Raw genomic sequence first — 13,761 nt, forward strand, 5'->3', positions numbered from 1 at the left:
ATTTTGTCATTCTGAGCATGGCGAAGAATCTATAATTAAAGAAACTTCTACACTAGTTGGAACGATGAGAATTTGATTGAATATGAAAAAGATTATCCCATTTCTACTCTTTTGTTTTGCTATTTCTACTGCATTAGCACAAGACCTATCCCAATTTAAAAAAGAGAATTTTATTGAGGGAAATGATACCTTAAAGTATAGGATTCTATATCCAGAGAATTTTGATGTCAATAAAAAATACCCTGTGGTATTATTTTTACATGGCCGGGGCGAAAGCGGAAACGATAATGAAAAACAATTGACCCATGGTTCTAAAATGTTCTTAACAGACAATTTTAGAAAAACTTTCCCAGCAATTGTGATTTTCCCGCAATGCGCTGAAGAAAGCTATTGGGCCAATGTAGAAATTGATATTGTGAACACTAAACGTTTTTTCACGTTTGTAAAAGATGGAAAACCAACAAAATCTATGGGTCTTTTATTAAAACTTACTGACCAGTTTGCGAAAAAACCATTTACAGATCAAAGCAAGATTTATGTGGGTGGCCTATCTATGGGTGGTATGGGAACATTTGAGATTTTAAGACGTTTGCCTAAAACTTTTGCTGCTGCATTTGCCATTTGTGGGGGCGACAATGTTGCCAATGCCAAAAAATATCAGCATGTACCTTTATGGATTTTCCACGGAGGATTAGATGATGTGGTAAGCCCTCAATTTTCATTTGGTGTTTATAGAGAACTGAAAAAATTAGGGCACGAGCCTAAATTTAATGTGTATCTCAAAGCCAACCACAACAGTTGGGATTCTGCATTTGCAGAGCCAGAATTATTGCCCTGGTTATTTAGCCAACAGAAGTAGTAGTATTAAGTCGGGATTACAAATCCCGACTAACGGAACAAAAGCAAAGTTTATATAGTTAGTGGGTCGGAGTTGTAAAACTTCGGCCTTTTTTATGTGTTGGTCGGGATTATTGTTGGTCGGGATTTGTAATCTTTCGTTGGTTGGGATTTGCAATCTCTATTGTTGGTCGGGATTTGCAATCTCGACCTATTCAACCAAAAAGCCCTGAATAAATTATCCAGGGCTTTTCCATTATACTAAAATTAGTAATTACTCTGCCATATTGTGATAAACTGCCTGCACATCATCATCCTCTTCCAATTTATCAATCAGTTTTAAAACATCAGCTACTTGTTCTTCAGAAACTGGGTGGTGCGAAAGCGCAATACGCTCTAGTTTAGAACTTTTAAGCTCAATTCCTTTTTCTTCTAGGGCCTTTTGCATCGGACCAAAGTTTTCAAAGGCCGCTTGTGCCACTGCTACATCATTTCCTTCTTCATCTGCTTCCACATATAACTCCTCCAAACCTGCATCAATCAGTTCAAATTCCAATTCTTCAAGGTCCATGTTTTCTACAGGTGTAAACCTGAAAATAGACTTGCGGTTAAACACAAAATCTAATGAACCTGTTTTACCCAAAGTACCATTGGTTTTATTAAAGTAACTGCGCACATTGGCTACCGTACGGTTAGTATTGTCAGTTGCGGTTTCAATGAGTACGGCTACCCCATGCGGCGCATAACCTTCGTACACAATCTCTTCGTAATTGGCCAATGATTTATCAGAAGCACGCTTAATAGCCGCCTCTACCCTATCCTTTGGCATGTTTACCGCCTTTGCATTTTGCATGGCCGTGCGTAAACGAGAGTTAGTTTCTGGACTAGATCCGCCATCTTTTACAGCCATTACAATATCTTTTCCGATACGTGTAAACTGCACGGCCATTTTAGCCCAACGTTTAAATTTTCTTTCTTTTCTAAATTCGAATGCTCTTCCCATTTTAGTATCAAATTTTTATTGGTATGGAGTATTGTGATGGCCAACCTTAAGCCTTAAGCCATATACCCTACACCCTATCTTATTTTTTTAAATTCTTTAACATATTATCTGTCATGTTCGCCAGATCAAATTCTGGTTTCCATAACCAATCCTTTTTTGCAAAACTATCATCGATAGATCTTGGCCAGCTATCTGCAATAGTTTGGCGTGGATCATTTTCGGTGTAAGTTAATTTAAATTCTGGTATATGTTTACGAATTTCTGCTGCCAACACTTCTGGCGTAAAACTTACTCCTGCAAAATTATAGCTCGATCTTATTCCAATCTGCGCTGATGGCGCATCCATTAATTCAATGGTACCTCTAATGGCATCATCCATGTACATCATTGGCAACTCTGTTGTTGCAGATAAAAACGAAGCATAACTTCCTTTTTTCAAGGCTTCATGAAAAATATGAATGGCATAATCGGTAGTTCCTCCTCCTGGAGCAGCTTTCCAACTGATCAACCCTGGATAACGGATACTTCTCACATCTAAATTATATTTCTGATAGTAATATTCGCACCAGCGTTCTCCTGCCAACTTACTAATTCCATACACCGTATTCGGATCCATGGTGCAATATTGTGGCGTATGGTCTTTAGGCGAATTTGGTCCAAAAACAGCAATTGAACTTGGCCAGTACACCTTTGCCGTTTTATAAACCAAGGCCAAATCAAGCACATTCAATAAACCATTCATATTCAAATCCCAAGCTAACTTCGGATTTTGTTCGCCAGTGGCCGACAATAAAGCCGCTAACAGGTAAACTTGTGTAGGCTTATATTTTTGAAAAATCTCTTTTAAGATTTCCTTATCCAAAACATTTACAAATTCAAATGGACCTGCATTTTTGGTTTCATAATCAGGCCTTCTAATGTCGCACGCAATTACATTATCATTCTGATAAGCCTTGCGCAACGCAGTAACCAATTCGGTTCCTATTTGTCCATTAGAACCTAAAACTAATATCTTTTCGTTCATACAATCATGGGTATTGCAACAAAGGTAAAAAAATGCGTCAAACCTTATAATAGGTAAAACGATTTATTAATGTAAACTAATTTTTACATTGGCCATACTGTCGCCAAATAACACCTAAGTGTACTTTGTACAATATTAAAGCCTAAAGTTGTGATAAATTAATGCAATAGGTGCTTAATCTTCATATTTTTTAATTAATTTAAGTGCACAAAACTAACTATAAACGTATGGACAGAAGAGAAGCCGTAAAAAGTGTCGCTTTTTTAATTGGAGGGGCATTATCTGCCACCACAATAGCTACTTTATTCGACAGCTGTAATGAACCTGGAAAAACAAATGGAAGTCTTTTCACTACAGATCAAGAAAAATTAGTTTCCGAAATTGCCGACATCATCATTCCTACTACCAAAAAATCGCCAGGGGCTAAAGCAGCCAATGTAGGACCATTCATCACCATGATGGTTAAAGATTGTTACCCTGAAGATGCTCAGAAAGCCTTTGTTAAGGGACTGGAAGATATCGAAACCAGGTCTAAAAAAGATTTCGGAAAATCGTTCTTAGACATTTCTGTTAAAGAACGTGAGCAGTTGATTACCAAGGTACGCGACGAAACTGTTGCCGCCCAAAAAGCAGAGAAAGATAAAAATGATGCTGCTGCAAAATTGGAGCAAGACACCAAGGCTGCTGCACCAGAAAAAGAAAAAGCAGGCAATCCGATGGCAGCCAAAGAAAAACCAAAAACTGTTCCTCAGTTTTTTGCCATAGCTAGAGACTTGACCATGCTGGGTTTCTTCACTTCAGAAATTGGTGCAACGCAAGCTTATGAGTTTGTTGAAATCCCTGGCCGTTACAATGGCTGTGTTGACCTTAAACCTGGTCAAAGAGTTTATGCATAAACCTTATCTCATTTTATAATGAATTTAAATACAAAAGCAACAGCACAAAACACTTATGATGCCATTGTAGTAGGATCTGGAATTAGTGGTGGTTGGGCAGCTAAAGAATTAACTGAAAAAGGATTAAAAGTTTTGTTACTAGAACGTGGCAGAAATATAGAACATATTAAAGACTATACCACGGCCATGAAAAAGCCTTGGGAGTTTGAACACCGCGGTAGGTTAACCGAAGCACAAAAAGAGACCCACCCGGTACAAAAAAGAGATTATCCTTACCAAGAATACAATGAAAGTTTTTGGGTAAACGATTTGGAATGCCCTTATACAGAGGTAAAGAGATTTGATTGGTACCGTGGTTTCCATGTTGGTGGAAAATCTTTAATGTGGGGCCGCCAAAGCTATCGTTTAAGTGACCTTAACTTTGAAGAAAATGCAAAAGACGGACATGGCGTAGATTGGCCTATCCGTTACAAAGACATTGCACCTTGGTATGATTATGCAGAGAAATTTGCTGGCATCAGTGGCTCAATAGAAAACTATCCGCACTTTCCAGATGGACATTTCTTACCGCCAATGGAGATGAACTGTGTAGAAAAATCGGTAAAACAACGGATTGAAGAAAAATACAAAAGAGCAAGGATCATGACCATTGGTCGTACAGCCAACCTCACTGTAGAACATGGAGGCAGAGGAAGCTGCCAGTACAGAAACCTATGTAGCAGAGGCTGTCCGTTTGGCGCTTATTTTAGCACCCAATCTTCTACCCTTCCGGCAGCTATGGCTACGGGCAATTTAAAATTACGTCCTTTCTCTATTGTGAATGAGATTATTTATGATAAAGAAACCCAAAAAGCAAAAGGTGTACGAATTATAGATGCAGAAACCAACGAGCACCATGAGTATTTTGCCAAAATAGTTTTCGTTAATGGTTCTACTTTAGGCACAACATTCTTATTGTTAAATTCTACTTCGGCCGAACATCCCAATGGTTTAGGAAACGGCAGTGGAGAGTTGGGTCATAACTTAATGGATCACCATTTCCGTTGTGGCGCTTCTGGTCAGGCAGAGGGTTTCGACGATAAATATACCTTTGGCAAAAGAGCCAATGGAATTTATATCCCTCGTTATAGAAATGTAGGGAACGATAAACGTGATTATGTACGTGGTTTTGGTTATCAGGGCGGCGCAAGCCGTTCGGGATGGCACAATGACATTGCTGAACTGGCATTTGGTGGCGATTTTAAAGACCTAATTTCTACTCCAGGCAACTGGAACATGGGCTTGGGTGGTTTTGGAGAATCATTGCCATACCATGAGAACAAAGTATATATTGACAAAAGCAAAAAAGACAAATGGGGACAACCTGTATTGGCAATTGATTGCGAATTTAAAGACAATGAGTTTAAAATGCGTAAGGACATGATGAATGATGCCGCAGAAATGTTAGAAGCAGCAGGAATCAAAAATGTATCAACTTACGATAATGGTTCAACACCTGGTATGGCCATCCACGAAATGGGTACAGCCAGAATGGGTCTTGATCCTAAAACTTCGGTTTTAAATAAATGGAACCAAATGCACGAAGTTAAAAATGTGTTTGTAACCGATGGATCGTGTATGCCGTCTGCAGCTTGTCAAAATCCATCATTAACATATATGGCTTTAACAGCCAGAGCATGCGATTATGCAGTTAGCGAATTAAAAAAAGGAAACATTTAAAAAGGCAAAAAGGTAGAAGCTTTAAGGTATAAGGTTTGTATGGTCAAACCTTACGCCTTAAGTCCCAAACCTTACACCTATACAATTATGATGCAGCAAAAGATAAGAATGGGAATGATTGGTGGTGGTAAACAGGCCTTTATCGGTGCTGTTCATCGCATGGCGGCCAATCTAGATGGCTTAATAGAACTTTGTTGTGGCGCATTAAGTAGCAACCCAGAAACGGCAAAAGAATCTGGCAAAGACCTGTTTCTACCTGCAAACAGAAGTTATAGAAGTTACAAAGAAATGTTTGTTGCCGAAAATCAGCTCCCTGAAAACGAAAGAATGCATTTTGTGAGTATTGTTACTCCCAACCATTTGCATTTTGAACCTGCAATGATGGCTTTGGAGCATGGCTTTAATGTGGTTATCGATAAACCAATTACCTTTAGCCTTGCCGAAGCAAAAGCCTTGCAACAAAAGGTGGAAGAAACTGGATTATTGCTTTGCCTCACACACACCTACGCTGGTTACCCTATGGTTAAACAAGCCAAACAGATGGTAAAAGAGGGAGCTTTTGGTAAGATTAGAAAAGTTTGTGTTGAATACCCACAAGGCTGGTTAAGCCAACCTGCACAGGGCGACAATAAACAGGCTGCTTGGCGCACCGATCCTAGTAAAAGTGGCATTAGCGGTTGTATGGGCGACATTGGTACACATGCTGCACAACTGGCAGAATATATTTCTGGATTAGAAATCAGTAAAATATGTGCCGATCTCAACATTGTTGTAGCAGGTAGAGCATTAGATGATGATGGCAATATTTTGTTAAAATTTAACAACGGTGCCAATGGTATTTTAATGGCTTCGCAAATTGCAGCCGGTGAAGAAAATGCCCTAAAGATTTATGTGTATGGAGAAAAAGGCGGACTAGAATGGCACCAAATGGAGCCAAACACTTTAATTGTAAAATGGCTAGACCAACCTACCCAAATCTATAGAACAGGCAATGGCTATTTAACCAATATAGCCAAACACAATACCAGAACACCAGCTGGCCACCCAGAAGGATATTTAGAAGCTTTTGCCAATATTTATAAAAACTTTGCCCTAACCTTAATGGCCAAACAAAATGGCGTACAACCTAGCCCTGAAATGTTAGATTTCCCTGATGCCAAAGATGGTGTTCGAGGAATGGCTTTTATAGAGAATGTAGTGGCTTCGAGCAAATCAGACCTCAAATGGTTCGATTTTAAAATTTAAAACAATGACAACTATACAAGGACCTGCCGTATTTTTAGCCCAATTTATTGGAGATGAAGCCCCATTTAATTCGTTAGATGGAATTTGCCAATGGGCAGCCAATTTAGGCTTCAAAGGCATACAATTACCCACTTTAGACAAACGTTTTATAGATTTAAAACTCGCTGCAGAAAGTAAAACCTATGCAGACGAGCTTACAGCTAAGGTTGCAGCACATGGCTTGGTCATTACCGAGCTTTCTACGCACCTGCAAGGGCAATTGGTAGCAGTTAACCCTGCTTACGACCAACTATTTGATGCATTTGCTGCCGATGAGGTAAAGAACAATCCAAAAGCCAGAACGGAATGGGCTGTTCAGCAATTAAAATATGCGGCTAAAGCTTCGCAGAATTTAGGGCTAAATGCACATGCTACTTTTAGTGGTTCTTTGTTGTGGCATACTTTTCATCCATGGCCACAAAGACCAGCAGGCTTGGTAGAAGATGGTTTTACTGAACTGGCCAAACGCTGGTTACCCATTTTAAACGAATTCGACAATTGTGGCGTTGATGTTTGTTATGAAATTCACCCTGGTGAAGATTTGTTTGATGGCGAAACCTACGAAATGTTCTTAGACAAAGTTAACCATCACCAAAGAGCTTGTTTACTTTATGATCCTTCTCATTTTGTACTGCAACAATTAGATTATATCCAATACATCGATTTTTATCACGAAAGGATCAAAGCCTTCCATGTAAAAGATGCAGAGTTTAACCCAACAGGTAAACAAGGCACTTTTGGAGGTTACCAAAGTTGGGCAAACAGAGCTGGCCGTTACCGCTCACCGGGCGATGGGCAGGTAGATTTTAAACGGATCTTTAGTAAACTGGCCCAATACGATTTTAAAGGCTGGGCCGTAATGGAATGGGAATGTTGTATCAAAGACTCCGAAACAGGTGCAAGAGAAGGCGCAGCATTTATCAAAAATCATATTATTCCAGTAACCACCAAAGCATTCGACGATTTTGCGGCATCTGGAGGAGATTCAAATTTTAACAAAACAATTTTAGGCATATAAATTACCATGAAAAAAACACTATTATTTTTAAGCGCAATTACCTTATTTTTAGCTGCATGCGGTGGCTCTAGTAGCGAAACCAGCAGTTCAAGTTCAACAACTTCTACCCCAACAGAAGCTCCGAAAACAGCAATGGAACCTGGTCAATTACTGATCGCCAAATCTGATTGTGTAGGCTGCCACCATAAAGAAAACAAATTGATCGGTCCTTCTTATCAAGATATTGCAGCCAAATACCCTGCAACAGAAGAAAATATCAGCTTATTGGCTGGCAAGATCATCAAAGGAGGCAAAGGTGTTTGGGGTCCAGTACCTATGACACCACATTCAAAAATAACCGATGCCGATGCCAAACTCATGACCAAGTATATTTTATCCCTAAAAAAATAACATTGAACATAAAAAAATCAGCCTAAATGGATAATGTAAAAAAAGAAACCGAAGCAACAAGCAGACGCGATTTCCTGAAGACTGGAGCAATTGCAACTGCAGCATTTATGATTGTGCCACGCCATGTTTTGGGTGGACCAGGATTTTTAGCACCAAGCGACCGTTTAATTATTGCGGGTGTAGGTGTAGGTGGTAAAGGCAAAAGCGATATTGCCATGTTTGCACAAAGTGGTAAAGCCGACATTGGTTTTCTTTGCGATGTAGATACACGCAGGGCTGCAGATAGTGTAAAGGCTTTCCCTAAAGCAAAATTCTATAAAGATTGGCGAGAAATGTACGACAAAGAACATAAAAACTTCGATGCTGTTTCTGTTTCTACTCCAGATCATAACCATGCCGTACAAACTTTAGCGGCCATGCAATTGGGCAAACATGTATATGTTCAAAAACCATTAACACATGATATTTATGAGGCCCGTGCTTTAACTTCGGCCGCCAAAAAATATAAAGTGGTTACGCAAATGGGTAATCAAGGTGCTTCAAACGATGGTCCCCGCCAAATGAAAGAATGGTATGATGCTGGCTTAATTGGCGATGTACATACCGTTTATGCATGGACAGACCGTCCGGTTTGGCCACAAGGTATTCCATGGTCGGCCAACAGAGCCGATATTCCTAAAGAATTGGATTGGGATTTATGGTTGGGAACTGCTCCTTTTAAAGATTATGTAGAAAAATTGGTGCCTTTTAACTGGCGTGGATGGTGGGATTACGGAACTGGTGCTTTAGGCGATATGGGTTGCCATTTATTAGAAGCTCCTTTCAGCGTACTGAATTTAAAATATGCAAGTGAGGTACAAGCAAGTGTAGGTTCTGTTTATGTAGACGAATTTAAACGTGGATATTTCCCAGATAGCTGCCCTCCTTCTAGTCACGTAACCTTAAAATTCCCTAAAACCAACAAAACCAAAGGCGATGTAACCGTACATTGGATGGACGGTGGAATTCAGCCAGAAAGACCTGAAGAACTACAGGCCAACGAAACTTTTGGCGATGGTGGCAATGGTACTTTATTTATTGGTACAAAAGGTAAAATGATGAGCAGTACTTATAGTGCCAATCCGCGTTTATTGCCATTAAGCAAAAATGCAGACATTAAGGTAGCACAAAAATTTGCCCGAGTAAAAGATCAAGACAAAGGTCACTATGCACAATGGGTAGAAGCTTGTATTGCAGGTCATGGCAAAAATGAGCTGAGTTCTCCTTTCGAAATTGCAGGGCCTTTAACCGAAGCTTTATTGATGGCAAATCTGGCCATTCGCGGTGCCGATGTACAACGCAAAGCTGCCGATGGTAAAATTAGCTATCCTGGCAGGTACACCAAATTGCTTTGGGATAACGAGCAAATGAAAGTAACCAATTTTGATGATGTCAATCAGTTTGTAAAAAGAGAATACCGAAAGGGCTGGACTTTAGGCGCTTAATATTTTATAAAATTTAAATAAGATCAACAATGAAACAATTCTTATTATCAACAATAATCGTAGCTACGATAGGTTTTAGTGCTACTGCACAAACTAAAAAAGAAAAAGGTTTTACCTCGCTTTTTGATGGAAAAACAACCAAAGGATGGCATACCTATAACAAAACCACAGTAGGTTCTGCTTGGGAAGTACAAGATGGGACACTGCACATGAGCCCAACAAAAAAAGGCAAAGATGGTGGTGGAGATCTAGTTTCGGACAAAGAATATGCTAATTTCCATCTTAAGTTAGAATGGAAGGTGGCTCCAAAAGCCAACAGTGGCATTATCTTTTATGTACATGAAGACCCTAAATACGGACAAACCTACCTTACCGGACCTGAAATGCAGGTTTTAGACAATGATGGACATCCAGATGGTAAAATAACCAAGCACAGAGCTGGAGATCTATATGATATGATTAAAAGTACTTCTGAGCCAGTTAAACCAGTTGGCGAATGGAACAAAGCAGAGATCATTAGCAATAAAGGAAAATTGACTTTTATCCTAAATGGTGTAAAAGTAGTAAATACTACCCTATGGGACGACAATTGGAAAGCTCTAATTGCAGGTAGTAAATTCGCGAAATGGGAAGGTTTTGGAACCTATAAAACTGGCAAAATTGCCCTTCAAGACCATGGAGACGATGTATGGTATAAAAACATTATGATCAAAGAACTAAAATAAGAGGTGAAAGGCTGTAAGGCAAAAGGCGTAAGGTTAATTACGCCAACATACCTTACACCTCTAAACCCTATACCCTAAACCTTAAAAAAATGAACCCAACTATCCGAATTAAACTTTCATTCATGATGTTCCTAGAATTTTTTATCTGGGGCGCATGGTTTGTAACATTAGGCACTTTTTTAGCTTCAAATTTAACAGCTTCAGGTTCACAGACCGCAGCAGTTTTTTCTACCCAATCTTGGGGTGCTATTATTGCACCATTTATTATCGGACTGATTGCAGACCGTTATTTTAATGCAGAGAAAATTCTTGGCATTTTACACCTTATTGGAGCTGTTCTAATGTATCAAATGTACAATGCGAGCGACATTACCGTATTCTATCCTTATGTGTTTGTATACATGGTATTGTATATGCCAACATTGGCCTTGGTCAACTCTGTTTCATTTAACCAGATGAAAGACCCTGAAAAAGAGTTTTCTACCATTAGGATTTGGGGTACATTGGGCTGGATAGCCGCTGGTTTATTGATCAGCTATTACTTCCACTGGGATTCGCAAGAAGGTACAGGTGCTGGTTTGTTAAAAAACACTTTCTTAATGGCAGGCATTGCCTCTTTGGTTTTAGGCATATTTAGTTTTGCATTACCAAAAACACCACCTAAAGTGGCCAGTGGAGAAAAAGTAAAAGTTTCGGAATTATTGGGTTTAGATGCTTTAAAATTATTGAAGGACAAAAACTTCCTCATCTTTTTTGTATCGTCTATTTTGATCTGTATCCCTTTGGCTTTTTATTATCAAAATGCCAACTTGTTCCTTTCTACCATTGGTGTAGACAACCCAACGGGTAAAATGACCATTGGTCAAGCTTCAGAAGTATTGTTTTTGTTATTTATTCCAATATTCTTCAAAAAATTTGGGTTCAAAAAAACAATCTTGGTGGGCATGCTGGCCTGGGCATTACGTTATGTCTTTTTTGCTTATGGTAATGCTGGCGAATTGAGTTTCATGCTGATTTTAGGCATCGCCCTGCATGGTATTTGTTACGATTTCTTTTTCGTATCTGGTCAAATTTACACCAATTCTAAAGCAGGTGAGCGTTTTAAAAGCTCTGCACAGGGTTTAATTACCTTAGCAACTTATGGTATTGGCATGTTAATTGGCTTTGCTATCGCTGGTATGATCAAAGATAATTATGCCTTAACAGAAGGAGGTTTCGATTGGAAAATGATCTGGATTATTCCGGCAATTATCGCTTTTGTGGTATTTATCTTGTTTGCCCTTTTCTTTAACGACAAAACGAAGCCAGAAACCAACGCCTAAACCTTATTTATTTACCTTTTCAACTCTAATCATATGAATTCTAGAAGAACCTTTATCAAACAATCAAGTATATTGGCTGCTAGTATCGCTTTAGCACCTTCTTTGGCCTGCTCAATGGATAAAGCCAAACATGCAATAGGTTTGCAATTGTATAGTTTAAGAGACTTGATACCTAAAGATGTAAAAGGGATCATTGCCAAAGTAGCTGAGATTGGTTACAAAGAAGTAGAAACTTATGGTTACTCTGTAAAAGATAAATTTTGGGGCTTGGATGCCAAGGCTTTCAATGCCCTACTCAAACAACATGGATTAAAAGCGCCAAGTGGCCATTATGAAATGGACCATTTTATGGATGGCAAAAATCCAGATGTACTTAAAACCTATATTGAAGCTGCCAACACCATTGGCAGCGAATATGTAACTGTTCCTTACCTACAACCTGCAATTAGAAAAACTGCAGACGATTTTAAAAAGATTGCTTCCAAACTAAACGAAGCTGGCGTATTATGCAAAGCTGCTGGTTTAAAATTAGCCTACCACAATCATGATTTCGAGTTTACCAAATATGGAAATACCACAGGGTATGAAATTATGTTAAATGAAACCGATAAAAACTTGGTAGATTTTGAACTGGATCTGTATTGGGCAGTAAGATCAGAAGCCAATCCGTTGGCTTTGTTTAAGGCACATCCCAATAGGTTTAAGATGTGGCATGTAAAAGACATTGATAAAAAGGATAAAAATGTAAATACCGAAATTGGGCAAGGAGCCATAGATTTTAAATCCATATTTGCCGAAGCAAAAATGGCTGGTGTAAAACATTATTTTGTAGAGCACGAGTTCAACTACAAGCCTGATGAATTAGGTTCAATCAAAACAAGCTTTAATTATGTAAATACACAATTATTGTAATTTAGGCTCTAATTTGATCCACCACCAGACCAATCCATTCTTTAAAAAGAAATTCCCAATTGCTTAAGGCTTCAGCATTGGGGATAATAAAATCTGTCCAACCAAATTCGGTTTTGCCGATAAAATTGGTTGGATAGTAATTTAACTCTTCGCCAAAATATTTAGAAAAGATAAGCTTAGCCCTTGGAATATGCCAAGCGCTGGTAATGACCACGATTTTGGCATTCGGCGCCTTTCTTTTTAAAAGCTGATAACAATTGGCCGCATTTTCGATGGTGTTTCTACTTTGGTTTTCAATAAGGATTACAGAATCTGGAATACCAATTTTTTGAAGATAATCATGCGCCATATCTGCCTCTTTTATCCCCTCTCCTGTTAAACTGCCATTACCACTGGCAATCATAATCTTTTTTACCTTTGCACTTTTGTATAAAGCCAATGTTTGAAATAAGCGATCGCCACTGGCAGCAAAACTAATCTGATTGTTTCTACTGTTTATTCCAGAAAAACCTCCTAAAACAATCGCTACATCGTAAACGTCGTTAGGTGGGTAACTGGCCTCATATGCATCAGCTACTTTACCAAAAATAAAACCATTAGAAAAAAATAGTAACACCACCACCCCTGCAATTAACAATCGTTTACGGCGCAATGTATGTTTACTGAATAAAGCAATCAGGAACAAACAACAAGCCCAGATCAAGGGTTTGATCAAAAACAATAGTACTTTGGAAAGAATGAAAATCATAGCCTTAGATAGACCCTAAAAATAGGCTTTTAATTTATCTTTAGCCGATAGCTTGTTCTGTATGATCGTCGTTACTAGCTTCTCTAATGTTGTTTTTAAGGGCTGGTTTATTCTTTTTTGGGGCTTTACGTACAAAAAGAGGGCCTTCTGTTTCGGCCTGGCTAGCACCATTCATTTTGTCCATTATGGTAGCGTAAGAATCTTTAACATTATTACCTAAATCTTTCGCTTTTTTCGAAATCAATTTACGCGTATCCGTTCCTTGAGCCGGGGCAAATAAAACACTAATTACGGCACCCGCAGCTAAACCTGCAATTACGGCAACGGCAACTTGGGCATTGTTATTGGATCTGTAGGCCAAACATTGGGCAATTAATTTTCTGTATTTCATAACGGTAT

At 38.8% G+C, this 13,761-nt stretch carries 14 protein-coding genes; 10 read left to right on the forward strand and 4 right to left on the reverse strand.

The genetic code is table 11. The features are described from left to right. Positions 1–82: 82 nt before the first annotated feature. Positions 83–859: a prolyl oligopeptidase family serine peptidase gene (locus AQF98_RS03710; protein ID WP_055130556.1), complete on the forward strand. Its 777-nt coding sequence runs from the start codon at positions 83–85 to the stop codon at positions 857–859. 252 nt (positions 860–1,111) lie between these two features. On the opposite strand, the gene AQF98_RS03715 is transcribed toward AQF98_RS03710, so the two are convergent. Both AQF98_RS03715 and AQF98_RS03720 read right to left on the reverse strand, forming a co-directional pair. Beyond that, complete coding sequence (locus AQF98_RS03715) at positions 1,112–1,840, reverse strand: YebC/PmpR family DNA-binding transcriptional regulator (RefSeq protein WP_055130557.1); 729 nt, start codon at positions 1,838–1,840, stop codon at positions 1,112–1,114. A gap of 79 nt (positions 1,841–1,919) precedes the next feature. After that, positions 1,920–2,864 carry an NAD-dependent epimerase/dehydratase family protein gene (locus AQF98_RS03720; protein ID WP_055130558.1) on the reverse strand — a complete coding sequence of 315 codons (945 nt, stop codon included), beginning with the start codon at positions 2,862–2,864 and terminating at the stop codon, positions 1,920–1,922. Between the two features lie 227 nt (positions 2,865–3,091). Here AQF98_RS03720 and AQF98_RS03725 point away from each other — a divergent pair, with 227 nt between their 5' ends. The 9 genes from AQF98_RS03725 (at position 3,092) to AQF98_RS03765 (ending at position 12,614) form a co-directional block, all read left to right on the forward strand. Next, positions 3,092–3,760, forward strand: a complete 669-nt coding sequence (locus AQF98_RS03725) for a gluconate 2-dehydrogenase subunit 3 family protein (protein ID WP_055130559.1) — start codon at positions 3,092–3,094, stop codon at positions 3,758–3,760. Positions 3,761–3,778: 18 nt separating this feature from the next. Then, entirely contained in the window at positions 3,779–5,479 is a 1,701-nt protein-coding gene (locus AQF98_RS03730; protein WP_200911831.1) for a GMC oxidoreductase, read from the forward strand. Between the two features lie 90 nt (positions 5,480–5,569). Next, positions 5,570–6,724 carry a Gfo/Idh/MocA family protein gene (locus tag AQF98_RS03735; protein WP_200911839.1) on the forward strand — a complete coding sequence of 385 codons (1,155 nt, stop codon included), beginning with the start codon at positions 5,570–5,572 and terminating at the stop codon, positions 6,722–6,724. 4 nt (positions 6,725–6,728) lie between these two features. Next, on the forward strand, positions 6,729–7,781 hold the full coding sequence (locus AQF98_RS03740) for a sugar phosphate isomerase/epimerase (protein WP_055130561.1): 1,053 nt from the start codon (positions 6,729–6,731) through the stop codon (positions 7,779–7,781). Positions 7,782–7,787: 6 nt separating this feature from the next. Beyond that, positions 7,788–8,171: a c-type cytochrome gene (locus AQF98_RS03745; RefSeq protein WP_055130562.1), complete on the forward strand. Its 384-nt coding sequence runs from the start codon at positions 7,788–7,790 to the stop codon at positions 8,169–8,171. 26 nt (positions 8,172–8,197) lie between these two features. Next, positions 8,198–9,655, forward strand: coding sequence for a Gfo/Idh/MocA family protein (locus AQF98_RS03750; protein ID WP_055130563.1), 1,458 nt, complete (start codon positions 8,198–8,200; stop codon positions 9,653–9,655). Between the two features lie 29 nt (positions 9,656–9,684). Beyond that, positions 9,685–10,380, forward strand: a complete 696-nt coding sequence (locus tag AQF98_RS03755; RefSeq protein WP_055130564.1) for a DUF1080 domain-containing protein — start codon at positions 9,685–9,687, stop codon at positions 10,378–10,380. 89 nt (positions 10,381–10,469) lie between these two features. After that, on the forward strand, positions 10,470–11,702 hold the full coding sequence (locus tag AQF98_RS03760) for an MFS transporter (RefSeq protein WP_055130565.1): 1,233 nt from the start codon (positions 10,470–10,472) through the stop codon (positions 11,700–11,702). Positions 11,703–11,735: 33 nt separating this feature from the next. Then, entirely contained in the window at positions 11,736–12,614 is an 879-nt protein-coding gene (locus AQF98_RS03765; protein WP_055130566.1) for a sugar phosphate isomerase/epimerase, read from the forward strand. A 1-nt stretch (position 12,615) separates the two neighbouring features. Here the strand turns inward: AQF98_RS03765 and AQF98_RS03770 are convergent, their stop codons facing one another. Next, positions 12,616–13,362 carry a YdcF family protein gene (locus AQF98_RS03770; RefSeq protein WP_055130567.1) on the reverse strand — a complete coding sequence of 249 codons (747 nt, stop codon included), beginning with the start codon at positions 13,360–13,362 and terminating at the stop codon, positions 12,616–12,618. A 40-nt stretch (positions 13,363–13,402) separates the two neighbouring features. After that, the gene (locus AQF98_RS03775) at positions 13,403–13,753 is read right to left on the reverse strand and encodes a YtxH domain-containing protein (protein WP_055130568.1); all 351 of its coding nucleotides are present in this window, start codon (positions 13,751–13,753) and stop codon (positions 13,403–13,405) included. Positions 13,754–13,761 lie beyond the last annotated feature (8 nt).

The sequence above is a fragment of the Pedobacter sp. Hv1 genome (assembly GCF_001412215.1).
Lineage (GTDB): Bacteria > Bacteroidota > Bacteroidia > Sphingobacteriales > Sphingobacteriaceae > Pedobacter.